The 21,883-nt window shown below is 69.9% G+C and carries 21 protein-coding genes; 6 read left to right on the top strand and 15 right to left on the bottom strand.

Going from position 1 to position 21,883, the window contains the following annotated elements:
* Window positions 1–13: 13 nt before the first annotated feature.
* From tsaE to ACFRFC_RS25985, 7 genes are all read right to left on the bottom strand, one after another.
* Entirely contained in the window at window positions 14–535 is a 522-nt protein-coding gene (gene tsaE, locus ACFRFC_RS26015) for a tRNA (adenosine(37)-N6)-threonylcarbamoyltransferase complex ATPase subunit type 1 TsaE (protein ID WP_382680401.1), read from the bottom strand.
* A complete protein-coding gene (locus tag ACFRFC_RS26010) occupies window positions 507–1,754 on the bottom strand; it encodes an alpha/beta fold hydrolase (protein ID WP_382680400.1) in 1,248 nt (415 codons plus the stop codon). The genes tsaE and ACFRFC_RS26010 overlap by 29 nt, the downstream gene beginning before the upstream one ends.
* On the bottom strand, window positions 1,751–2,956 hold the full coding sequence (gene alr / locus ACFRFC_RS26005) for an alanine racemase (protein ID WP_382680399.1): 1,206 nt from the start codon (window positions 2,954–2,956) through the stop codon (window positions 1,751–1,753). The genes ACFRFC_RS26010 and alr overlap by 4 nt, the downstream gene beginning before the upstream one ends.
* A gap of 140 nt (window positions 2,957–3,096) precedes the next feature.
* Window positions 3,097–4,533, bottom strand: a complete 1,437-nt coding sequence (locus tag ACFRFC_RS26000; protein WP_382680398.1) for an NAD(P)H-hydrate dehydratase — start codon at window positions 4,531–4,533, stop codon at window positions 3,097–3,099.
* 44 nt (window positions 4,534–4,577) lie between these two features.
* Window positions 4,578–4,949, bottom strand: a complete 372-nt coding sequence (locus ACFRFC_RS25995) for a holo-ACP synthase (RefSeq protein ID WP_382680397.1) — start codon at window positions 4,947–4,949, stop codon at window positions 4,578–4,580.
* Window positions 4,950–4,994: 45 nt separating this feature from the next.
* Entirely contained in the window at window positions 4,995–5,879 is an 885-nt protein-coding gene (locus ACFRFC_RS25990) for a hypothetical protein (RefSeq protein WP_382680396.1), read from the bottom strand.
* A gap of 157 nt (window positions 5,880–6,036) precedes the next feature.
* Complete coding sequence (locus tag ACFRFC_RS25985) at window positions 6,037–6,450, bottom strand: ATP-binding protein (protein WP_382680395.1); 414 nt, start codon at window positions 6,448–6,450, stop codon at window positions 6,037–6,039.
* A gap of 232 nt (window positions 6,451–6,682) precedes the next feature.
* On the opposite strand from ACFRFC_RS25985, the gene ACFRFC_RS25980 reads away from it, so the two are divergent.
* The 3 genes from ACFRFC_RS25980 to ACFRFC_RS25970 are packed head-to-tail and all read left to right on the top strand — an operon-like array spanning window position 6,683 to window position 7,991.
* Window positions 6,683–7,534 carry a helix-turn-helix domain-containing protein gene (locus tag ACFRFC_RS25980; RefSeq protein WP_382680394.1) on the top strand — a complete coding sequence of 284 codons (852 nt, stop codon included), beginning with the start codon at window positions 6,683–6,685 and terminating at the stop codon, window positions 7,532–7,534.
* 8 nt (window positions 7,535–7,542) lie between these two features.
* A complete protein-coding gene (locus tag ACFRFC_RS25975; RefSeq protein ID WP_382680393.1) occupies window positions 7,543–7,764 on the top strand; it encodes a DUF397 domain-containing protein in 222 nt (73 codons plus the stop codon).
* Window positions 7,761–7,991: a DUF397 domain-containing protein gene (locus tag ACFRFC_RS25970; protein WP_382680392.1), complete on the top strand. Its 231-nt coding sequence runs from the start codon at window positions 7,761–7,763 to the stop codon at window positions 7,989–7,991. The genes ACFRFC_RS25975 and ACFRFC_RS25970 overlap by 4 nt, the downstream gene beginning before the upstream one ends.
* Here ACFRFC_RS25970 and glmS read toward each other — a convergent pair.
* Window positions 7,952–9,799, bottom strand: coding sequence for a glutamine--fructose-6-phosphate transaminase (isomerizing) (gene glmS / locus ACFRFC_RS25965; RefSeq protein WP_382680391.1), 1,848 nt, complete (start codon window positions 9,797–9,799; stop codon window positions 7,952–7,954). The two genes, ACFRFC_RS25970 and glmS, sit on opposite strands and share 40 nt — an antisense overlap.
* Window positions 9,800–10,045: 246 nt before the next feature.
* Between glmS and coaA the strand changes: the two genes are divergently transcribed.
* The gene (coaA, locus tag ACFRFC_RS25960) at window positions 10,046–11,014 is read left to right on the top strand and encodes a type I pantothenate kinase (protein WP_382680390.1); all 969 of its coding nucleotides are present in this window, start codon (window positions 10,046–10,048) and stop codon (window positions 11,012–11,014) included.
* A gap of 35 nt (window positions 11,015–11,049) precedes the next feature.
* A complete protein-coding gene (locus ACFRFC_RS25955) occupies window positions 11,050–12,003 on the top strand; it encodes a DUF389 domain-containing protein (RefSeq protein ID WP_382680614.1) in 954 nt (317 codons plus the stop codon).
* An 85-nt stretch (window positions 12,004–12,088) separates the two neighbouring features.
* Here the strand turns inward: ACFRFC_RS25955 and glmM are convergent, their stop codons facing one another.
* From glmM to rplM, 3 genes are all read right to left on the bottom strand, one after another.
* Window positions 12,089–13,447 (bottom strand): phosphoglucosamine mutase, encoded by a 1,359-nt coding sequence (gene glmM / locus ACFRFC_RS25950; RefSeq protein WP_382680389.1) that lies wholly within the window; start codon window positions 13,445–13,447, stop codon window positions 12,089–12,091.
* A 291-nt stretch (window positions 13,448–13,738) separates the two neighbouring features.
* Entirely contained in the window at window positions 13,739–14,251 is a 513-nt protein-coding gene (gene rpsI, locus ACFRFC_RS25945; protein WP_382680388.1) for a 30S ribosomal protein S9, read from the bottom strand.
* A gap of 41 nt (window positions 14,252–14,292) precedes the next feature.
* Complete coding sequence (gene rplM, locus ACFRFC_RS25940) at window positions 14,293–14,736, bottom strand: 50S ribosomal protein L13 (protein ID WP_382680387.1); 444 nt, start codon at window positions 14,734–14,736, stop codon at window positions 14,293–14,295.
* Between the two features lie 412 nt (window positions 14,737–15,148).
* On the opposite strand from rplM, the gene ACFRFC_RS25935 reads away from it, so the two are divergent.
* Window positions 15,149–16,033, top strand: a complete 885-nt coding sequence (locus tag ACFRFC_RS25935; RefSeq protein ID WP_382680386.1) for a hypothetical protein — start codon at window positions 15,149–15,151, stop codon at window positions 16,031–16,033.
* A gap of 80 nt (window positions 16,034–16,113) precedes the next feature.
* Here the strand turns inward: ACFRFC_RS25935 and ACFRFC_RS25930 are convergent, their stop codons facing one another.
* Genes ACFRFC_RS25930 through ACFRFC_RS25915 form a run of 4 tightly spaced genes read right to left on the bottom strand, consistent with a single transcriptional unit; the run spans window position 16,114 to window position 21,682 of the window.
* Window positions 16,114–17,202, bottom strand: a complete 1,089-nt coding sequence (locus tag ACFRFC_RS25930) for an NlpC/P60 family protein (RefSeq protein ID WP_382680385.1) — start codon at window positions 17,200–17,202, stop codon at window positions 16,114–16,116.
* A 22-nt stretch (window positions 17,203–17,224) separates the two neighbouring features.
* Window positions 17,225–17,707 (bottom strand): poly-gamma-glutamate biosynthesis protein PgsC/CapC, encoded by a 483-nt coding sequence (locus tag ACFRFC_RS25925; RefSeq protein WP_382680384.1) that lies wholly within the window; start codon window positions 17,705–17,707, stop codon window positions 17,225–17,227.
* A gap of 60 nt (window positions 17,708–17,767) precedes the next feature.
* Window positions 17,768–19,390 carry a poly-gamma-glutamate synthase PgsB gene (gene pgsB, locus ACFRFC_RS25920; protein ID WP_382680383.1) on the bottom strand — a complete coding sequence of 541 codons (1,623 nt, stop codon included), beginning with the start codon at window positions 19,388–19,390 and terminating at the stop codon, window positions 17,768–17,770.
* A gap of 6 nt (window positions 19,391–19,396) precedes the next feature.
* Entirely contained in the window at window positions 19,397–21,682 is a 2,286-nt protein-coding gene (locus tag ACFRFC_RS25915) for a HAMP domain-containing protein (RefSeq protein WP_382680613.1), read from the bottom strand.
* Window positions 21,683–21,883 lie beyond the last annotated feature (201 nt).

Genomic DNA, 21,883 nt, shown 5'->3' with positions numbered 1-21,883 from the left:
CGGGCGCCGGACGTCAGACGGTCAGCGCCTGGAGGTCCGCCGCCCGCCAGCGCGCGCCGATCCCGGTCAGCGTCACCTCGCGCACCTCGTCGGTGGTGTCCCCGACGGCCCGGTGGATCAGAATGTGCAACCGGTCCTCGGTCAGCTCCTCGACCTTGCCCTCGCCCCACTCCACGACCATCACCGACTCCGGCAGCGAGACATCGAGGTCGAGGTCCTCCATCTCGTCGAGTCCGCCGCCCAGCCGGTAGGCGTCGACATGGACCAGCGGCGGCCCGTCGCCCAGCGGCGGATGCACCCGGGCGATGACGAAGGTCGGGGAGGTGACCGCGCCGCGCACGCCGAGCCCTTCACCGACCCCGCGCGTGAGCGTCGTCTTTCCCGCACCCAGTTCCCCGGTGAGCATCACGAGGTCCCCGGCGCGCAGCAGAGCGGCCAGCCGGCGGCCCAGTTCGCGCATCAGCTCGGGGGACTTGACGGTCAGGGAGTGGGTGATCACCCCGGTGTCAGCCGGGTTGTGCGGTGCTGCTTCCATAGCCACCCACCGTAACCCCTGCGGGGACGGCGCCCACGCGGGTGAGCAGGTCGGCGAGACGGTCGGTGACCACCTCCGGATGCTCCAGCATCACCAGGTGCCCGGCGTCCGGGACCAGGACCAGTTCGGCGTCGGGCAGCCGGTCGGCGATGGCCTCGCTGTGCTCGCTGGGCGTGATCAGATCCCTGACCCCGGCCAGCACCAGCACCGGCAGCTCGGTGAACTGCTCCAGCGCCTCGGACTTGTCGTGCTCGGTGAACGCCGGGTAGAACTCCGCGACGACATCGATGGGCGTCGCCTCGATCATCCGTTCGGCGAACCGGGCCACCGCCGGATCGACGTCCCGCGAGGCGAACGAGTACCGCTTGATGACCCCGGCGAACAGATCGGCGGTCGCCCGCCGCCCCCGCTCCACCAGTTCGGCCTGCTGCCCGAGCGCCTTGAGCACCCCCGGCAGCACCCGCCGTACGGCGTTGACCCCGGCGACCGGCAGCCCGAAACTCACCTCGCCGAGCCGCCCGGCGGAGGTCCCCACCAGCGCCACGGCGACGACCCGGTCCCTGATCAGCTCGGGGAACTGAGCGGCGAGCGCCATGACCGTCATCCCGCCCATGGAGTGCCCGACCAGCACGATCGGCCCCTCGGGCGCGGCGGCGTCGATGACGGCCTTCAGATCCCGGCCGAGCTGATCGATACTGACCGGCTCCCGCCGCTCGATCTGCGCGAGTCCGCGCGCCGACCGCCCGTGGCTGCGCTGATCCCAGTACACGGTCCGCACGACACCGCGCAGCGCGGCCCGCTGGAAGTGCCAGGAGTCCTGGCTGAGGCAGTAGCCGTGACTGAAGACGACGGTGACCGGGGCGGGCGCCTTCCGCCCGAAGAGCCGACGCCGCCGGGGCGCGAGTCCATCCCCCTTCTCCGACGCCGCGGACTTCTCCCCCTTCTCCCCCTTCTCCGACTTCTCCGGTGTCTCGACCTCATCGACCTCGTAGTACAGCTCGGTGCCGTCGTCGCCGTGGGCCCGGCCGGGGTTGCCGCGCAGCGAGCCGTACGGGCCCGCCGAGTCCAGGGCCAGCCGGGCCTTCTGCCGTATGCCCCGTCCGACGGTCATCCGCTCTATCGCGACCCCGGCCGCCGCGCCCGCCGCGAGCACTCCTATGGCGGCACCGGCGATCCCGGTCGCCTTGCGCCAGTTGGGCCCGGCGCCGCTGTCGGTCACGTACCGCTCCCGTCGGCGTCGGCGTCGGGGTCGGCGTCGGGGTGCACATGGACGCGGGGCACCCGGGTGCCGATCCGGGTGACGATCTCGTACGCGATGGTCCCCGCGGCCTGCGCCCAGTCCTCGGCGGTGGGCTCGCCGCGGTCGCCGGGCCCGAACAGCACGGCCTCGGTCCCGGCCGGGGGCTCGTCCCCCCCGAGATCGACCACGAACTGATCCATGGCGATCCGCCCGGCGACGGTCCGCCATTTGCCGCCGACGAGTACGGGACCGCGGTCGGAGGCGTGGCGGGGGATGCCGTCGGCGTAGCCGACCGGGATGAGGCCGAGGGTGGTGGCGCCGGGGGTGGTGTAGTGGTGCCCGTAGCTGACGCCGTGCCCGCCGGGCACCTGCTTGACCAGCGCCACCGACGCGGTCAGCGTCATCACCGGCCGCAGTCCGAGGTCGGCGGAGGTACCGATCTCGGGGCTGGGTGAGATGCCGTAGACGGCGATCCCGGTGCGGACGAGATCGAAGTGGCTCTCGGGGAGGGTGAGGGTGGCCGGCGAGTTGGCGAGGTGCCGCACCTCGGGCGTGACGCCCTTGCCCTCGGCCAGCGCGAGCATCTCCCGGAAGCGGGCGAGCTGGGCGGCGATGGAGGGGTGCCCGGGTTCGTCGGCGCAGGCGAAGTGGGACCAGAGCCCGGTGATCCGGAGCAGCCCGGCGGCCTGGGCCCGCAGCGCGGCGTCGACCAGCCGTTCCCAGTCGCCGCCCGGCTGACAGCCGTTGCGCCCGAGGCCGGTGTCGGCCTTGAGCTGGACACGCGCGGGCGTCGCCGTGCCCCGGACCGCGGCGATCACCTCGTCCAGCGCCCACATCCCGCTGACGGACACATCGATATCGGCCTCGACGGCCTCCCGCCAGGGCCCGCCGGGGGTCCAGAGCCAGCACATGATCCGCCCGGGAATCCCGGCGGCGCGCAACGCGAGCGCCTCTTCGGGGGTGGCCGTCCCCAGCCAGGTCGCGCCCGCGTCGAGCGCCGCCCGCGCGCAGGGCACGGCCCCGTGCCCGTACGCGTCCGACTTCACGACCGCCATCAGCTGCGCGCCGGGCGCGGCCTCGCGCAGGACCCGCACGTTGGCGCGCAGCGCGGCGAGGTCGATCAGGGCACGGGCGCGTGCGGGGGCACTGGACAGCGGCACGTTCTCAGCGATCACAGTCATGACGGGTCCAGTGTCTCAGAGGGGGGTGGGGGGCTTGTAGATCGCGTGCGGCTGGACGGTGGCTGATCGCGCAGTTCCCCGCGCCCCTTCAGGACGTGGCGGTGACCGGCACGAGCAGCCCCCTCAATCCGTATTGACCATCACTCCCGCACATCCCGCCAGGCCCCCGGAATCCCGTCCGCCACGTCATGCGCCCCCACCGGCGCCCCATCCGCCGCGAATCTCCCCGCCAGCCCATGCAGATACGCCGCCACACTCCCCGCGTCGAGCGCCGGGAGCCCCGCCGCCAGCAACGACCCGGCGAGCCCCGACAGCACGTCCCCGCTCCCGGCGGTGGCCAGCCACCCCGTCCCCGTAGCGTTCACCCGTACGACGTTGTCACCGCCCCCGGCGACCAACGTCGTGGACCCCTTCAACAGCACGGTCGCCGAGAACCGCCCCGCCAACTCCCGCACCGCAGCCAGCCGACCCCCCTCCACCTCCTCCCGGGCAACCCCCAGCAGCGCAGCCGCCTCCCCGGCATGAGGGGTCATCAGCGTCGGAGCGGACCGCGCCCGCACCGCCGCCGGATCCGCGAGCCGCAGCCCGTCGGCGTCGATCAGCACGGGTACCTCGGCCGCGACCACCTCGGCGACCGGCCCCGACTCATCGCCCATCCCCGGCCCGACGACCCACGCCTGCACCCGCCCGGCGTGGGCGGGCCCCCGGTCGGAGACGAGCGTCTCGGGAAACCGCGCGATCACGGCGTCCGCGCCCGGCCCCACGTACCGCACGGCCCCGGCCCCGCCCCGCAACGCCCCCGCGACGGCCAGCACGGCGGCACCGGGATACCGCCCGGACCCGGCGGCGATCCCGACGACCCCCCGCCGGTACTTGTCACTCTCGGCCCCCGGCACCGGCAGCAGCGCGGCCACATCCACATGCTGAAGCGCTTCAAGCTCGGGCTCACCGGTCAGCACGTCCCGGAGCCCGATGTCGACGAGCCGCACGGCCCCGGCGTACTCGCGGGCGGGATCGATCAACAGCCCCGGCTTATGGGTCCCGAAGGTAACGGTCAGATCGGCCCGGACGGCGGCACCGCGCACCTCCCCCGTGTCGGCGTCGACGCCACTGGGCAGATCGACGGCGACCACGGCCGCGCGGGACCGGTCGGCGGCGTCGGCGAGGGGCACGGCCTCGCTCCGCAGCCCGCCCGAGCCCCCGATCCCCACGATCCCGTCGACCACGAGGTCGGCCCGCTCGATCAGCGCCTCGGCCCCCGGCACACCGGTCACGCGCCCGCCCGCCCGACGCAGGGCGGCAAGCCCCCCGGCGTGCGCCCGCGCGGGCGACAGCAGTACGGCGGTGACTCCGGCCCCTCGTCCGGCCAACCGAGCCCCGGCGTAGAGGGCGTCACCCCCGTTGTCTCCGCTCCCGACCAACAACACCACCCGGCTGCCGTACACCCGCCCCAGCAGATCGGCGCAGGCGGCGGCCAGCCCAGCGGCGGCCCGCTGCATGAGGGCCCCTTCAGGCACCCGTGCCATCAGCTCCCGCTCAGCGGCCCTGACGGTCTCGACGCTGTACGCAGTACGCATGCGTTCGAGTCTCTCGCGAACGGGGAGTCACCGCACGGAACCGGTCACCCCTCGGCGATGACGACGGCGGAGGCGACCCCGGCGTCATGGCTGAGCGAGACGTGCCAGGAGGCGACCCCGAGAAGCGCGGCCCGCGCGGCCACGGTCCCGGTGACCCGCAGCCGAGGCCGCCCGCTGTCCTCGACATACACCTCGGCGTCGGTCCAGTGCAGCCCGGCGGGCGCCCCGAGCGCTTTGGCAAGGGCCTCTTTGGCAGCGAACCGCGCGGCAAGCGAGGCGACACCGCGCCGCTCCCCGCTGGGCAACGACAGCTCACTGTCCAGGAAAAGCCGCTTGGCCAGCCCGGGGGTCCGCTCCAGCGACGCGGCGAACCGCTCGATCTCAGCGACGTCGATCCCGACTCCGATGATGCTCACGCGGGCACTCTACGACTCGCGCGAGCATCACTCGTCAGACCAAGCTCAGCCGGCGCCCCCCGGGCCCCCGGACTCCCCATCGAGCAGTTCCTCGGCGCTCCGCACCGACCCGGCGCGGTCCAGCCAGAGCCCGACCTGGACGAGATCGGCACAGCCGAGGATCCGCTCGCGCGCCTCGTCGGACACGGCGATCCCCCGCACCTCAAGCACGCGCAGCACGCCCTTGGCCTCCCCGGCAGCCATCCCCACGGCCTGCCCTTCGGCCTTTCCTTCCGCCCGCCCCTCGGCCCGCCCGTCGGCCTTGCCGTCGTAGTAGACCTCTTCCATGAGCGTGCCCCGGCCGGGAAAGTAGTTGGTGAACGGCATGATCGTGGTCCTCCATGTTTCTCCGGCAGGGGTGTTGCTCAGGGCGGTGTCAAGGAACTGGATGAAGTACCTGGCGTCCTCACGATCCAGCTTGGAGGCGCCGCGGACCGTCGCATCCAGTATGGCCTCGATACCCGGGCTGTTGGCATGGGTCAACGCGGAGAACGCCGCCATCGCCGGTTTCTCGGCGACCGTTCGCTCATCGGTGATCACGGGAACGTTCTCCGGCCCCACGACCAGGGGATACGTCCGCTGAGAGATCCAGCCGCGCGCTCCGCACGCGAACGGTCCGGCGGCCCATTTGGCCGTGGCACGGTCCCGGCAGACCACCAGCAGCAGGACCGGCAGTTCGTACCTGGATTGGAGATAGGCCACGTAGTAAGGCCAGCTCGACTCCTTCTTGGAGTTCCGCTTCTCCTGTGCCTCGACCGCCAGGATGAACGCCTCACCGTCGGCGCCGCTGACGCGCAGCACGGTGTCGACGTAGCGGGCCAGCGGCTTGGTCTCCGTGGCGTCGGAGACGATCGCCTCCACCGTCGTCTTCTCGGGTAGCTCGATGTCCAATAGCTGGAAGACAGGTTTCAGGATCTCAGGCCGCTCCTGAAAGATCCGGTGCATTCCTTCATGGGCTGATGTGACCATGTGCCCACCTTTGTGGCGTACGAGGCAGAAAATCCAGCCGGGCAGGGTGCGTTCACCTATTCGAGTTACGGAAAAACGTTCACGCCACCGAACTCAGCTGGCACCAGACGTACTTGCCCGGATCGCCACCACCGGTCAGCCATCCCCAACGGTCGGAGCACGCCCGTACGAGTTCGAGACCGCGCCCGCCCTCCAACTCACCCAGCAGATCGAGCCGCTCGGGGGCACACGGCGGCTCCGGCGGTTCGGGGTCGGCGTCCCAGGCCCCGATCCACAGCACCCCGTCCGACCAGCTCACGCGCATCGCCGCCGGCCCTTTGGTGTGCCGTACGGCGTTGGAGACCAGCTCGGCGGCGAGCAGCTCCGCGAGGTCGACGAGGCCGATGAGTCCGTGGATGGTGAGGATGAGACGGAGGGTGCGGCGGCAGACGGTGACGGCGCGGAGGTCGTTGGGGATGTTGAGCGAGTACTCCCAGGACTCTGTTTCGGGCATGGGGTAACTCCGTTCAGGGGTGGGGGGTTGGCGTTACCGGGTCGGGTCGGTGTCATTGCCACATCCGTCACAGCAGGACGAAGCGGTGCGCTTCCGGCACCCCGGCGTTCCGCAGAGTGTGCGTCGCATCACTGAAGGTAGGGTAAAAATTTGTACCTTCGCAAGCGGCTCGCATAGCCTGCCGCCCGAACGAGTCGGTGGCACTGGGACAGTTGAGAACAAGGAGGCAGTCATGACACGCAGGCGGCAGCCCACCGCACGCCAGGAGCGTCTGGGCGCTGAACTGCGAAAACTGCGTGAGGCAGCAGGGTTCAAGGCACGTGAGGCAGCATCACTGCTAGGAACCGACTCAGCGCACATGAGCCTGATCGAGTCTGGCTTCTCAGGTGTGAGTGAGGTGCGCGTACGGCAACTCGCAGCTCACTATTCGTGTACCGACAGCAAGTTGGTTGACGCACTGGCAGCCATGGCGACCGATCAGACGCGCGGCTGGTGGGAGGAGTACCGGGGCAAGCTCGCCACCGCGTTCCTGGACTTGTCCGAGCTGGAGCACCACGCCGCGTTCCGATGGGATGTGGACTTCCTGTACATCCCAGGGCTACTCCAGACCGAGTCATATGCCCACGCACTGTTTTCCTACATGAACCCACAACATGCCGGGCCTGAAATTGAGTGCTGGGTGCAACACCGGATGAGGCGGAAAATCATCATCGCGCGCCCCAACCCCATGCTGTATGAGGCCGTCATCCACGAAGCGGCACTACACATCAGGGTCGGCGACCGTGCTGAAACTCGTGCTCAACTCGACCGCGTTCTGGAACTCTCCGAAGAGAACCACATCACCGTACGTGTCATCCCATTTGACCTGGATCGTTTCGCGGGAGCCGGAAGCGCGATGGCGTATGCAGGCGGCCCAGTCCCCAAGTTGGACACTGTGGTACGCGACAGTCCGGACGGCACTGGCTTCGTTGGTGCGGAGGCACAACTCAACCGGTTCCGAATGATCTTCCACAAGCTGGAATCAGTGTCGCTTGAGGCCAAGACTTCACGTGATTTCATCCACAGGATGGCGAAGAAGCTGTGAGGCGCTACATGACCACTCCCGACAACTGGCGCAAGTCGTCGTACACCGGTGGCGGGGAGGGGAACGCCTGCGTCGAGATCGCAACCCACCCCACTCAGATATCAGTTCGCGACTCGAAGATCCCAACCGGAGTCATCGTCACTTTCACGGCCGGAGTCTTTACCGCTTTTGTCAGGGCCCTCAAGCCCACCGAATCCCCTGCTGGTGATTTCGCAAGGGTGTGCTCATGACCGACTCCATCCACTGGCACAAGTCCTCCCACTCCGGCAGCGGCGACGGCAACGCCTGCGTCGAGGTCGCGAACACCCCCACCCACACATCCATCCGCGACTCAAAGACCCCGGCCGGACCCACCCTCACCTTCCCCACCGGAACCTTCACCACCTTCGTAGAAGCCCTCAAACCCCCCACCAACAGCTACTCCACCGTCACAGACTTCGCCAAATTCCGAGGCTGATCCACCTCATTCCCCCTCGCCGTAGCCAACTCACAAGCGAACACCTGAAGCGGCACCGCCGCCACCACCGGCTGCAACAGCACCGGCGTCGCCGGAATCCGGATCAGATGGTCGGCGTAGGGGACCACCGCCTCATCCCCCTCCTCCGCGATCACGATCGTCCGCGCACCCCTCGCCCGGATCTCCTGGATGTTGGAGACGATCTTGTCGTGGAGGACGGAGCGGCCACGCGGGGACGGGACGATCACGACCACCGGCAGATCGTCCTCGATCAACGCGATCGGCCCATGCTTCAACTCCCCCGCCGCGAACCCCTCGGCGTGCATGTACGCCAGTTCCTTCAGCTTCAGCGCGCCTTCCAGCGCGACCGGGTAGCCCACATGCCGCCCCAGAAACAGCACCGTGTCCTTGTCGGCAAGGGTCCGCGCAAGCTCCCGTACCGGCTCCATCGTCTCCAGGACCCGCTCCACCGCCCCCGCGATCCCCGACAGATCCCGGACCACCGCCTGGATCTCGTCACCCCACTTCGTGCCCCGCACCTGACCCAAATACAGCGCGACCAAATAACAGGCCACGAGCTGCGTCAGGAACGCCTTCGTCGACGCGACCGCGACCTCCGGACCCGCGTGCGTGTACAGCACGGCATCCGACTCACGCGGGATCGTGGAACCGTTCGTGTTGCAGATGGCCAGCACCTTCGAGCCCTGCTCGCGCGCGTGCCGTACGGCCATCAGCGTGTCCATCGTCTCGCCGGACTGGGAGATCGCGATCACCAGTGACCGGGCGTCCAGGATCGGGTCCCGGTAACGGAACTCGCTCGCCAGCTCCACCTCGCACGGCAGCCGCGTCCAGTGCTCGATGGCGTATTTCGCGATCAGCCCGGCATGGAACGCCGTACCGCACGCGACGATGACGACCTTGTCCACCTCCCGGAGTTCCGCCGCAGGGATACGGACCTCGTCCAGCGTCAGTGACCCCTCCGCGTCGATCCGGCCCAGCAGCGTGTCGGCGACAGCCTTCGGCTGCTCGGCGATCTCCTTGAGCATGAAGTAGTCGTAACCGCCCTTTTCCGCGGCGGAGGCGTCCCAGTCGACGTGGTATGCGCGCACGTTGGCCGGGCGGCCGTCGAAGCCGGTCACCGTCACCCCGTCCCGCCGCAGCTCCACCACCTGGTCCTGGCCCAGCTCCAGCGCCGAACGAGTGTGCGCGATGAACGCGGCCACGTCCGACGCCAGGAACGTCTCGCCCTCGCCCACCCCGACCACCAGCGGCGAATTACGACGCGCGCCCACCACGACATCCGGTTCATCGGCGTGTACGGCCACCAGGGTGAACGCCCCTTCCAGCCGGCGGCACACCAACCGCATCGCCTCCGCCAGATCCGCGCAGGACGAGAATTCCTCGGCGAGCAGATGCGCCACGACCTCGGTGTCGGTCTCGGACGCCAGATCATGGCCCCGCCCGGCCAATTCGGTCCGCAGCGCGGCGAAGTTCTCGATGATTCCGTTGTGGACGACGGCCACCCGCCCGGCATTGTCGAGATGCGGATGCGCGTTCGCGTCCGTGGGACCGCCATGCGTGGCCCACCGGGTGTGCCCGATACCCGTCGGCCCGCTCGGCAACGGCCGCTCGGCGAGTTCCTTCTCCAGATTGACCAGTTTCCCGGCCCGCTTCGCGCCCGCGAGTCCACCGTCCGCGAGCACCGCGACACCCGCCGAGTCGTATCCCCGGTATTCGAGCCGCTTCAGACCGGCCATCACCACATCAAGAGCCGACTGGGGCCCCACGTATCCCACAATTCCGCACATACCCCGCAGCCTACGATCGACATCCCTCCCCAAAGGCTCACACCGTGCCCGAAATCGGAAATTCCCACGGTGGTACGAATGCCGGTCGCCGCTCCCCACCACCGCCGGGTACCCTCACACGCCGCCAGGCAAGAAGCACCGGCAAGAGGCGCTGGCAAGCGTCACACGCCGCTCACGTGACGCACCCCACCCCACCCCCCGTTCAATCTCCCGTAACAATGGACTGTGATCTCTCCGGTCTCCTCGATGCCCCGGAGCGCCCACCGGCACCGCCCGGAGGCGACTCCCTACGTCGATCTCACCCGCGCCGAGTGGAGCGCCCTGCGGGACAAGACGCCGCTCCCCCTCACCGCCGAGGAGGTCGAGCGGCTGCGCGGGCTGGGCGATGTCATCGACCTCGACGAGGTGCGGGACATCTACCTCCCGCTCTCCCGCCTGCTCAATCTCTACGTCGGCGCCTCCTCCGGCCTGCGCAGCGCGCTGAACACCTTCCTGGGCGAACAGGGCTCGCAGTCGGGCACCCCGTTCGTCATAGGGGTGGCCGGTTCGGTCGCGGTGGGGAAGTCGACCGTCGCCCGGCTCCTCCAGGCGCTGCTCTCCCGCTGGCCCGAGCACCCGCGCGTCGAGCTGGTCACCACGGACGGTTTCCTGCTGCCCACCAAGGAGCTGGAGGCGCGCGGACTGCTGGCGAGGAAAGGTTTCCCCGAGTCGTACGACCGCCGCGCCCTGACCCGTTTCGTCGCCGACATCAAGGCGGGCAAGGACGAGGTCACCGCCCCCGTCTACTCCCATCTGAAGTACGACATCGTCCCCGGCGAGAAGCTCGTGGTCCGCCGCCCGGACATCCTCATCGTGGAGGGCCTGAACGTCCTCCAGCCCGCCCTCCCCGGCAAGGACGGCCGTACCCGCGTCGGCCTCGCGGACTACTTCGACTTCAGTGTGTACGTCGACGCCCGCCCCGAGGACATCGAGCGCTGGTACCTGAATCGGTTCCGCAAGCTGCGGGCCACCGCGTTCCAGAACCCGTCCTCGTACTTCCGCAAGTACACCCAGGTCTCCGAGGAGGAGGCGCTGGACTACGCCCGTACGACCTGGCGGACCATCAACAGGCCCAATCTGGTGGAGAACGTGGCCCCCACCCGGGGCCGGGCCACCCTCGTCGTACGCAAGGGGCCGGACCACAAGGTGCAGCGCCTGAGCCTGCGAAAGGTGTGAGCGCCGCGCGGGACGCCTGTTAGAAAGGCGTCATGCTGCTGCATCTGCGCCTGATCACCCCGGCCGACCGGACCGCCGACGTGGTGCGTCTCATCGAGCACACCGTCGGCACCACGCACCTGGTGGTGATGGAGGGCGCGGCCCGCAACCCGCGGGGCGATGTCGTGATGTGCGATGTCGCCCGCGAGGCGGGCGACGAACTCCTCACCGGACTCCAGGACCTGGGCATCGAGGACAACGGCTCGATCGCCGTCGAGAACATCGACCTGTCCCTGTCCAGACGCGGCACCAAGGCCGAGGCGGAGGCCCCCGGCGAGGCCGCGGACGCGGTCCTGTGGGACCACCTCACCGACGCCACCCACGAGGAGTCCACGCTCTCGTTCACCTATCTCGCGTTCATCACGCTGGCCACGATGATCGCGGCCTGCGGTGTGGTGCTGGACAACGCGATCCTGATCGTGGGCGCGATGGCGGTGGGCCCGGAGTTCGGCCCGCTGGCCGGTATCTCCACGTCGATCGTCCGCCGCCGGCCCCGTCTCGCCGCCCGCTCCCTCGTCGCCCTGCTGGTCGGGTTCGCGGTGGCGATGGTGGTGACGGTCGGCTTCAGCCTCTTCATGGACGCCGTGGGCCTGTTCACCGAGGCCCAGTTGGAGGGCGAGCGCCCGCAGACCAGTTTCGTGTACGCCCCCGACTGGTTCTCGTTCGTCGTGGCCGTCCTGGCCGGCGCCGCCGGCACCCTCTCCCTGACCTCGGCCAAGTCAGGTGCCCTGGTCGGCGTGGCCATCTCCGTCACCACGGTCCCGGCCGCCGCCAACGCCGCCGTGGCCTTCGCCTACGGCGACCGTGCCCAGACCTGGGGCTCCACCGAACAACTCCTCCTCAACCTCCTGGGAATCATCCTGGCATCCACCCTGACCTTGCTGGCCCAGAAGTGGTTCTGGTCAAAAACCCGCCAGACCCTCAAACCCCGGGCAGGGCAGCGCACCTAGGGGCGCGGGGAACTGCGCGACCAGCCACAACGCACCGGAAAGCCCGCAGGGACAACGCACCCCCCACCCCGAACCCGCCCCCGAACTACCCCAGCGCAGACTTCACGGCGTCAGCCAACCGCCCCGCCACAGCCCGAGCCTGCTCAATATCCTCCGCCTCCACCATCACCCGCACCAACGGCTCGGTCCCGGAAGGCCGCAGCAGCACCCGCCCACTCGCCCCCAGCTCCCGCTCCGCCTCGGCCACCGCCGCCGCGACATCCCCCGACGACCCCACCCGCGACCGATCCACATCCGGCACATTGATCAGCACCTGCGGCAACCGCTCCATGACCCCCGCCAGCTCACGCAGCGACCGCCCGCTCTGCGCGACCCGCGCCGCCAGCATCAGCCCGGTCAGCGTGCCGTCCCCGGTCGTCGCGTGGTCGAGGATGATCACATGCCCGGACTGCTCACCGCCGAGGGCGAACCCGTGCTCCTTCATCTCCTCCAGCACATACCGGTCCCCCACCCCGGTCTGCACCACATGGATACCCTCACGCTCCATGGCCAGCTTGAAGCCCAGATTCGACATCACCGTCGCCACCACGGTCTGTGACCGCAGCGCCCCCCGCTCCCGCAGGGCCAGCGCCAGCACGGCGAGAATCTGATCCCCGTCGACCTCCGCACCGGTGTGGTCCACGGCCAGGCACCGGTCGGCGTCCCCGTCGTGCGCGATGCCCAGATCCGCGCCGTGCTCGATGACGGCCGCCGTCAGCTGCCCCAGATACGTCGACCCGCATCCGTCGTTGATGTTCAGCCCGTCCGGCTCGGCCCCGATGGTGATGACCTCGGCCCCGGCCCGCGAGAACGCCTCCGGCGACACCCGCGCCGCCGCCCCGTGCGCCTCGTCCAGGACGATCTTCAGCCCGTCGAGCCGGTTCGGCAGTACGCCGATGAGATGGGCGGCGTACTGATCGAACCCCTCGGTGTACTCCCGCACCCGACCCACGCCCGCGCCGGTCGGCCGGTCCCAGGGAGCGCCGGTGCGGTGCTCCTCGTAGACGGACTCGATCCGGTCCTCCAGGTCGTCGGCGAGTTTGTGGCCGCCGCGCGCGAAGAACTTGACGCCGTTGTCCGGCATGGCGTTGTGGCTGGCGGAGAGCATCACGCCCAGGTCGGCGCCGAGCGCGCCGGTCAGATAGGCGACCGCGGGGGTCGGCAGCACGCCCACCCGCAGGACGTCCACGCCCGCGCTCGCCAGACCGGCGACCACGGCGGCCTCCAGGAACTCCCCGGACGCGCGCGGGTCCCGCCCGACCACCGCCGTCGCCCGGTGGCCGGCGAACGTACCCGCCTCGGCCAGCACGTGGGCCGCCGCGACCGACAGCCCGAGCGCCATCTCGGCCGTCAGCCCCACGTTGGCGACGCCGCGCACGCCGTCCGTCCCGAAGAGTCGTCCCACTTGTCCTCCTGAGGAAGCGTCAGTACCGGAAGCCGTGCCGGAGCGGCCCGCGCACGCGTCTCCCACCTCCCAGGCATACTCACGATGCCTGGCCATCCGATCACACAAGCCTTTGAGCGTCTTGTGCCGTTATACGCCTGCGTACGCGAGAAAACGAACGCCCCGGCGGCACTGTGGCGTGCCGTCGGGGCGTTCGGAGTACGTACAAGCCGTACAGGCCGTACGGCCGGTGGTACGAAACGAGCCGTACCACCGGCCGGACGGGCGGACCGTACGCGCAGGCAGCGAGACTTAGCGCTTGCTGTACTGCGGGGCCTTGCGGGCCTTCTTCAGACCGGCCTTCTTGCGCTCGACCGCACGGTCGTCGCGGCGGAGGAATCCGGCCTTCTTCAGGGCGCCACGGTTGTTGTCGACATCGGCCTCGTTCAGGGCGCGGGCGACACCGAGACGCAGGGCACCGGCCTGGCCGGAGACACCGCCACCGGCGATGCGGGCGACCACGTCGTAGCGGCCCTCCAGCTCCAGCACCTTGAACGGCTCGTTGACTTCCTGCTGGTGCACCTTGTTGGGGAAGTAGTCCTCAAGGGTGCGACCGTTGATCTTCCACTTGCCGGTGCCCGGGACGATCCGGACACGGGCGATGGCGTTCTTGCGGCGGCCCAGGCCCGCGGCGGGCTGGGGCTCACCGAAGGCGGAGGCGAGGGACTCGGAGGTGTACTCACCCTCCACCGGCACCTCGGACTCGGTGGTGTAGCTCTCGATGTCAAGCTCTTCGAGCGGCTGCTCGGCAGTGGTCTCGGCCACGATGCTCCTCAGATTCTCTTCGGTCTTAGGGGTGGCCGGAATTACTGCGCGACCTGGGTGATCTCGAACGGGACCGGCTGCTGGGCCGCGTGCGGGTGGACCTCGCCGCGGTAGACCTTCAGCTTGGAGAGCATCTGACGGCCCAGGGTGTTCTTGGGGAGCATGCCCTTGACAGCCTTCTCAATGGCTTTCTCGGGGTTCTTGTCCAGCAGCTCGTCGTAGCGGACGGAGCGCAGACCGCCCGGGTAGCCGGAGTGGCGGTACGCCAGCTTCTGGGTCCGCTTGTTGCCGGAGAGGTGCACCTTGTCGGCGTTGATGATGATGACGAAGTCACCGGTGTCGACATGCGGCGCGTAGATCGGCTTGTGCTTGCCCCGCAGAAGGGACGCTGTGGTGGAGGCGAGACGGCCCAGGACGACGTCCTGAGCGTCGATGACGTGCCACTGGCGCGTCACATCGCCGGGCTTGGGGCTGTACGTACGCACGGTTCGTAGCCTTCGCTTCGAGTGAATGGTCCTGAACAGGTCACCGAAACGATCACGACAGCCTGGACCGCACGGCGGCGACGCATACCGCGTAATGGGGTCGCTGGTCATCGGCCCGGTGGACCGGTGTAAGGGCCCGTCCCGTGAGAATGAGCAAGCCAATACACAACGAACAAGCAGAATACCCGGGCTCCTTTTGTCGGTCAAAACGAGCGGGAACCCGCCACCCGAAGAGCCACTTCCCTCCCATTCCGTCACCATTCCCCCACACAGTGCGACGATCACCCTCGGACGGCGGGCCGAACCACCCCCAGATATCCCTATTTGCCGGTCGTAAGGGTTCGAACGTCGCGGTCCGCAGGGCCCGTTGAGCCGGAACAGCCGTTCTCCCCACCCGTCTAAGATGCGCCTCATGAGCTATGGGCAGGGGGGACCCCAGTCCCAGTGGGATCCCTGGAAACCGCATTCGCAGCAGCCCTGGAACAGCGGCACCGACGACGGGACGCCGGACTGGGCTGCCCTCGCCGAGGCCTCCGAGGCCCGCAAGAAGCGGCGCCGGCTGCTGTTCATCGGCGGCGGGGCGCTCGCCACCATCGCCGTCGGCACGGCCGTCGCGGTGGCCGTGGTGTCCGCGAGCGGCGACAGCGACAGCACGGACCAGCGCGGCTCCCAGCTCCCCTCCAGCGCGGACATCCCGAGCGGCTCCGCCCCGGCGCCGTCGTTCGAGCCGACCAGCGCTCCGCCGCCGCTGGACCCCGAGGAATTCATCTCCAGCGCGACCAAGGACACGGCCCCGCTGAGCGCGGAGAGCCTGTTCCCGGGCACCCAGCTGACCATGGGCGAGACCGTCTACCAGAAGGGCCCCACGGCCGACACCAGCGACTGCGGCTCGGCCGCCCAGGGCACCCTCCCCAAGGTCCTGGACGACAACGGCTGCACCCGTCTGCTGCGGGTCTCCTACACCAAGGACGGCGTGGCGGTGACGGTCGGCGTGGCCGTCTTCGACACCGAGGCACAGGCGACCGAGGCCAAGGGACAGGCCGACGACGAGAGCGTCGTCTCCGCCCTGTCCGGCGGCGGCATCGACGCCTTCTGCAACGCCGCGATCTGCCGCTCCACGACGAATTCCTACGGCCGCTACACCTACTTCACCGTCGCCGGCTTCACCGACGGCAAGGACGTCACGACCGACGACACGGCGGTCTTCGCCACCGGCGACGACCTGGCCGAATTCACCTTCCGCCAGATCCGACGCCGGGGCGAGGCCCAGGCGTCGGCGGAGGCGGCGGCGAACTGACCGCGCCGCCTCCCGGTCCCTCCCCGCCCCTCCCGGTCCCTTCCGGCCCCTCCCGGTCCCTCCCGCGCCGGGCCGTCGCGTCACAGGCGCTTGGCGCTGCGCAGGGTCTTCGCGTAGTAGCCGTTCCCGTCGAGGCGGGAGACACCGCCGACGTCCCCGATGGTGGGTCCGTTGACCTCTTCCCGGCTGGAGATGAAGATCAGATGGCCCTCGGTGTCGTACCCGAGGACCATGCCCACATGGTCCAGACGGTCCTCGGTGCGGCTGTCGAGCTTGAAGAAGACCAGGTCACCGGGTTGGAGCTGGTCGATGGCCGAGGGCCGGTCGGCCGCCGAGACCCCGGTCAGCGGCAGGATGTCGGCGCCCACGTCGGACCGCGCCATACCGTTGGCGGTGCGCGGCAGCCCGTCGCCGGACCCGTCGTCCGCCGACATCAGGGGATAGCGGGCGCGGTAGCCGAACATCATCCGGATGTAGCCGGAGCAGTCGAGCGCGCGGGCCCGCATGGAGTCCGGCGACCCGACGGCGCCGTCCCGGAACGGGTACGAGACGCCGAGATAGTCGTAGAAGTCGGACTGCTCCAGGCGCAGGTCGCCGTCCTCGGCCCCGGTCGTGTTCAGCGGGCCGAAGTCGGCGTCGCCCGCGTAGACCGTGCCCTGCTCGTCCTTCTTGTCGGCGGCTCCGGCCACGTACTGGAAGGCGATGGCGAAGAGATCGTCCTCCTCGCTGTCGCGGTACTCGTCGTACCACTCCTTGAACCAGCTCTCCTTCTCCGCGCCCTCCGTCCACGGCTCCGGCATGATCCGCACCCAGTCGGTGGTGGAGACCTTGGAGCTGGTCGACGACGGCTCGGTGAAGGTGCGGGCCGGGCCGGTCAGCGTCGCCGACCGGGCACCGTCGGTGAGCACCGCCTTGATCTGGCCGTCCGCGCCCCGCAGCACCGACCGCGCCGGATTCTCCAGCCGTGACCAGGTCTGCTCGGCCGGGTCCTCCGAGGCTTCGGCCGAGCCGCCGAGCCCGTCCAGGACACTGACATTGGTGATCTCCGTCACTCCCCCCTCGTCGGTCTTGCGCAGCTCCACGGTGAGGTAGCCGGAGGTCGCCACCAGCGCCAGCACCACCAGGCCGGAGACCACCGGCCGCGGCTGCTTCTTCCCTTTCCCTGCCATCGGTTTACTCCTCGGTTCCGGTTCAGACGGTGGGCATGATGCCGAGCAGCAGCCCGGCGGCGACGACGATGTACGCGAGCAGCGAGACGGTGCCGGTGGCCAGCAAGGTGGGCCCCTTGGGCTGGCGGACCAGCTGGTAGGCGATCAGGCCGGGCACGATGAAGCCCAGCGTCTGGTTGCCGTAGAGCAGCGGGAACTCCAGGGAGAGCACGATCATCACCGTGGCCTGGAGCAGGACGCCGAGCAGCACGACCGCGGCGAACAGCCGCTTGCCGTAGAGGATCACCAGCCGCTGCATGACCCTCGTACCGCCATAGGTGAGCGCGGTGACCCCGATCACCATGGCGGTCCGTTGCAGGTCCTCGATCAGGGTCAGGGCGAGCCACCCCGGCGTGATCATCCCGCCCGGGGACAGATTGGTGGTCAGGTAGCACATCAGGGAGAAGAAGAGGCCGATGGCAATGCCTAGGGCGGCCATCTCGGGCGTCAGGGCAGCGGTGGTCAACAGAGTCTCCGGGCGGCGCGGGCGGGCAGAACGGCGGGGCGGGGACGTCGGCGGGGGACGTCAGGGACGCGAGGGCGGCTCGCCGCTGCCGGACGGGGGGTACGGGGGGTGGGGCTGGGGGTGGGACTGGTCGTAGGCACTGTGGCCGTACGGGTCGTACGGGTGGTCCTGCGGGGCCTGGGGGGCGTAGGTGCCCTGGGGGTCGTAGTCGTAGGTCCCCTGGGGGTCGTAGGGGCCCTGGGGGGCGTACGACCAGACCTGTTCGTCCGTGGCGTAGGGGGTGCCGTCCACGTGGGCGGCGGGCTGGTGGCCGGCCATGGGGTCGTACGGGTGTTCGGTGTACGTCCCCGGCTGCTGGGCCGGAAGGTGCAGTACCGGGATCTCCTGGGTCTGGGATGCCTGGTAGCGCTCCTCCTGGGCCGCGGGGTAGGACGCGAACGGGTCCAGCCGGTCCGCCGACGCGGCCACCACCGGCTGCTCGGTCCCGGGCTCGGGGGCGCTGTCGTCCTCGGGGAGTTCGGCCAGGTACTCCAGGAGTTCCTCGCCCTGGCCGTGGATGTTGCCGATGGCGACGAGCGAGGCGTCGGCCGCCATCCGGCCGAGCAGGGCCGGCATGAAGTCCTCGGCCGGGCGCCGGTCGCCGCCCAGGTCGATGGCCTTCTCGCGCCACTCGGCGGGGATGGCGTCGATGGCGCTCTTGGCGGGGTGCCCGATGACGAAGACGTTGTCCGGCTCCAGGTCGGGGACGATCTCGCCCATCTGGCCGTTGCGCTCGACCCGGTCGGGGCGGCAGTTGATGACGACGTTCAGGGGCCGGTGGACGGCGCCGAGGTCGAGCAGCTGGTTGATGTTCATCAGCGTCGACTCGGGGTCGTTCGCCGCGAAGACATTGGCGAAGGCGAGGCGCTTGCCCTCAGGGGTGACATACCGCTCGACCGAGAGCACTCCGGGGTCCGGCGGGGCGTCGTACATGCCCTGGAGGGCGACCTGCCGTTCCACGCCCACCAGCTCGGCCACGACCAGGGCGATGGCGACGTTCTCCTTGAAGGTGAACCAGCTGAACCCGCGCAGTTCCTCGTCCGTGACCATGTCCGGGTCGGCGTAGACCAGCTTGCAGTTCCGGGCGTCGGCCTCCTCCTGGAGGATGTGGAACCGCTCCTTCTCCGCGGTCACGCAGATGCCGTCCTGCGGCATCGAGCGGCACAGGGAACGCGCCACGTCGTCCAGGGTCGGCCCCATCTCGGCGAGATGGTCCTCGCGCACATTGCACAGCACACCGATCGTGGAGCGGATCAGCTTGCTCTGGTTGACCTCCTGGAGGGCCGGCATCACCGCCATGCACTCGATGACCAGGGCGTCGGGGCGGTAGGCGGCGGCCCGGCGGACGATGCCGATCTGCTCCACCACATTGGCGATGCCGAACTTGCGGTAGACCGGCTCCTCGGTGGCGTCGGGGTGGATGAACCGCGCCGCCGTCCCGGTGGTCTTGGCGACGGTGACCACCCCGCCGCCGCGCAGGGCGCCCGCGCAGAGCCGGGTGATGGAGGACTTGCCGCGGATGCCGTTGACGAGCACGCGCGAGGGGATGCTGTGCAGGCTCGCGTAGTGCCTGCGCTGCTCCACGATGCCTCCCACCAGGAGTAAGAGGCTGCCGATCAGCAGCACGACGTAGAGATAGAGCACGGCGGGTCACCTTCCTCGCGCGGCGAGCGGCCCGTCGGCGACGGCACCGGGGACGGCCGTCACCTCCAGCTGCCGGCGCGCTTCGTGCTGTCTGCGGGCCAGCAGCTGCTGGCGGAGCAGTTCGAGGCTGCGCACCACGGCGCCCACCTCGTCGTGATAGCGGGGGAAGTGCACGGTCTTGAGGTCACCGTCGGCGAGACGCTCGGCCGCGGCGGCGAGCGCGCGCAGCGGGCGGGCCACGACCAGGTGCACCCAGCCCAGGCAGACGACGATGGCGGCGAGCCCGAGCATGCCCGCGAGCACACTGCGGTCCTCAAGTTCGTAGGGCGCGATCTCGAACTGCTGGGCGTTCTGCCAGCTGACCACCGACCAGCCGATGTCGGCCGCGGCGCCACCGCCCGTGAAGGGCGCCGCCGCGGCGACGGTGACCCCGCCCCCGTCGCGGATCAGCAGGCCGTTCTCCACCGGGCCCGCGCCGATCTGGACGTTCCCGGCGCGCACCAGGCCGGTGAGGGAGTCGCTCGGCAGTTCCTCGAAGGCGAGGAAGCCGTCGTTGGCGGCGAGCGTGCGGTCCTCGGCGTCCACCACACGGACCTCGCCCAGACCGGGCCGGTTCAGCAGCGAGTTGAGGAACTCCACCCGCACCTCGCCGACCAGGGTGCCGCCCTTCTCCCCGGGCATCGGCGCCCCGGTCTGGATCACCGGCTTCTCGCCGCCCTCGCCGGCGACCCGCACGAGCGGCAGGTCCGGCCCGTCGCCCCAGTTCGCGGCGGGCTCCGCCCCGGCCCGGGCGGTGACCTTGCCGTCCTGGTCCAGGAGGTAGAGGGACTGGTAGCGGGCGTGTTCGCCCAGGGTGTCCTCCAGCAGCCGGGTGATCCCCGCGGCGTCGGCGTCCGCGGGGATGAGCCGGGTGGTGGAGACCAGGTCCGCCTGGGCCTCGTTGAGGGCCCGTCGCACCCGGTCGGCGACCAGGTCCGTGCGGTCGCGCTGGTCATTGACCATGGACGCCGGGACACTGACGGAGTCGTCCGTACGGTTCAGCAGAAACCCGACCGGGACGCACCACAGCAGCAGCATCACGGCCGTGAGGGCGAGCGGTACGCGCACCCCTAATCGCGTCTTGGAGCGCCCGGCGGACGGCGCGTCGCCGCTCACGGCACCGGCCATCCCGGACCGCAGCCGCTCAAGGGCCCGGCCGATACGCGCGGCCTCGCCCCAGCGGGGCACGTCCACCGGGCGGGTCAGATCGCCGCGGGCCAGCCGCCGCGACTCCAGGAACAGCCGCAGCAGCGGTCGCTGCACCGAGGCCCAGAGCACGGTCACCGCCAGCAGTCCCAGCACCACCAGCGCACCGGCCACGAGCAGTCCGTACAGCTCCCGGTTGCCCTGGCTGACGCTCTGCTGCTGGACGACCGGGAGCATGGCGACCACGGTCAGTCCGAGTCCGGCGCCGACGCTCTCCTTCTCACCGGGGTCGGACGAGGAGAGGGAGGCGTAGCCGGCCGTGGTCAGCCGGCCGCTGAACACCTCGCCGAGCAGCGTGCCGCTGACGCCCGGATAGCCGCCCGAGCCGGGTTCATTGGCGCTGACCGGGTGCTCGCCGGCCAGCTCCGCGGCGCGCTCGGACAACTCGGTCATCTGCTTCTGGAGGAAGGCGAGTTCATCGCGCTGCTCGTCGGTTTCGAGCGCCTCGGACTGTTCGAAGCCGGCCGTGGCGAGGACCTCCCCGTCCGCGGCCACCACGGCCATGGTCCGGAAGGGTCCCAGGTTGATCGCCGGTACGGACAGGCTGCTGGACGCGATCAGCAGGTGCTGCGGCTGCCCCTCCCAGCTCAGCACCGCCATGGTCATCAGGCGTACGTCACCGGTGTTCAGCCGCACCATGCGGGGCACCAGGGCCTGATCGCCGGTGAGCACGTCCTCGGTCAGCCAGGCCAGCGGGATCTGCTCGCCCCTGGCCGCCTGCACCTTTCCGCTCTCCAGGTCGAGCACGGTGGTGCCGGTCCACTTCTGATAGGTCGTGCCCAGATCCGACAGGACCTGCTCCGGCTCGACCGGCGCTCCGGCGTTCAGTACCGCGGCGGTGCGGTTCAGGTCCGCGACCCGCTCGTCGGTGGAGGCACGCAGCGCGATCGCCCCGTCCTCGGCGAAGTGCTGCTGCGAGGTCAGTACGGCGTCGGACACCACCGCGTCGCCGGCGGGCCCGAGCACCTTCGCGGTGAGCCCCGCGATGGCCAGGGTCAGCACGAAGAGCAGGGCGATGGGGGGCCGGATGCCGCCCAGGAGCGGCATGTCCGCGCGTCTTCGGCTCCGCCGCCGCCCCCCTCCGCGCTCGAACGCGGCCAGGATGGATGCCACCGGTGGTCAACCTCTCAAGCGTGTGTGGGTGTGCAGACCGCCGTAGAAATTCGGCGGGCGTTCCGCGGTAGTTCCGTCGGAAACCGATCACGACGGCACCCGGAAGCTGTCATACAAGAATCCAGACTCTTCACA

The sequence above is a fragment of the Streptomyces sp. NPDC056734 genome (assembly GCF_042790455.1).
Classification (GTDB): Bacteria; Actinomycetota; Actinomycetes; order Streptomycetales; family Streptomycetaceae; genus Streptomyces.
Note: the sequence above shows the minus strand (reverse complement) of the source record. Positions and strands in the feature narration are given on the sequence as shown.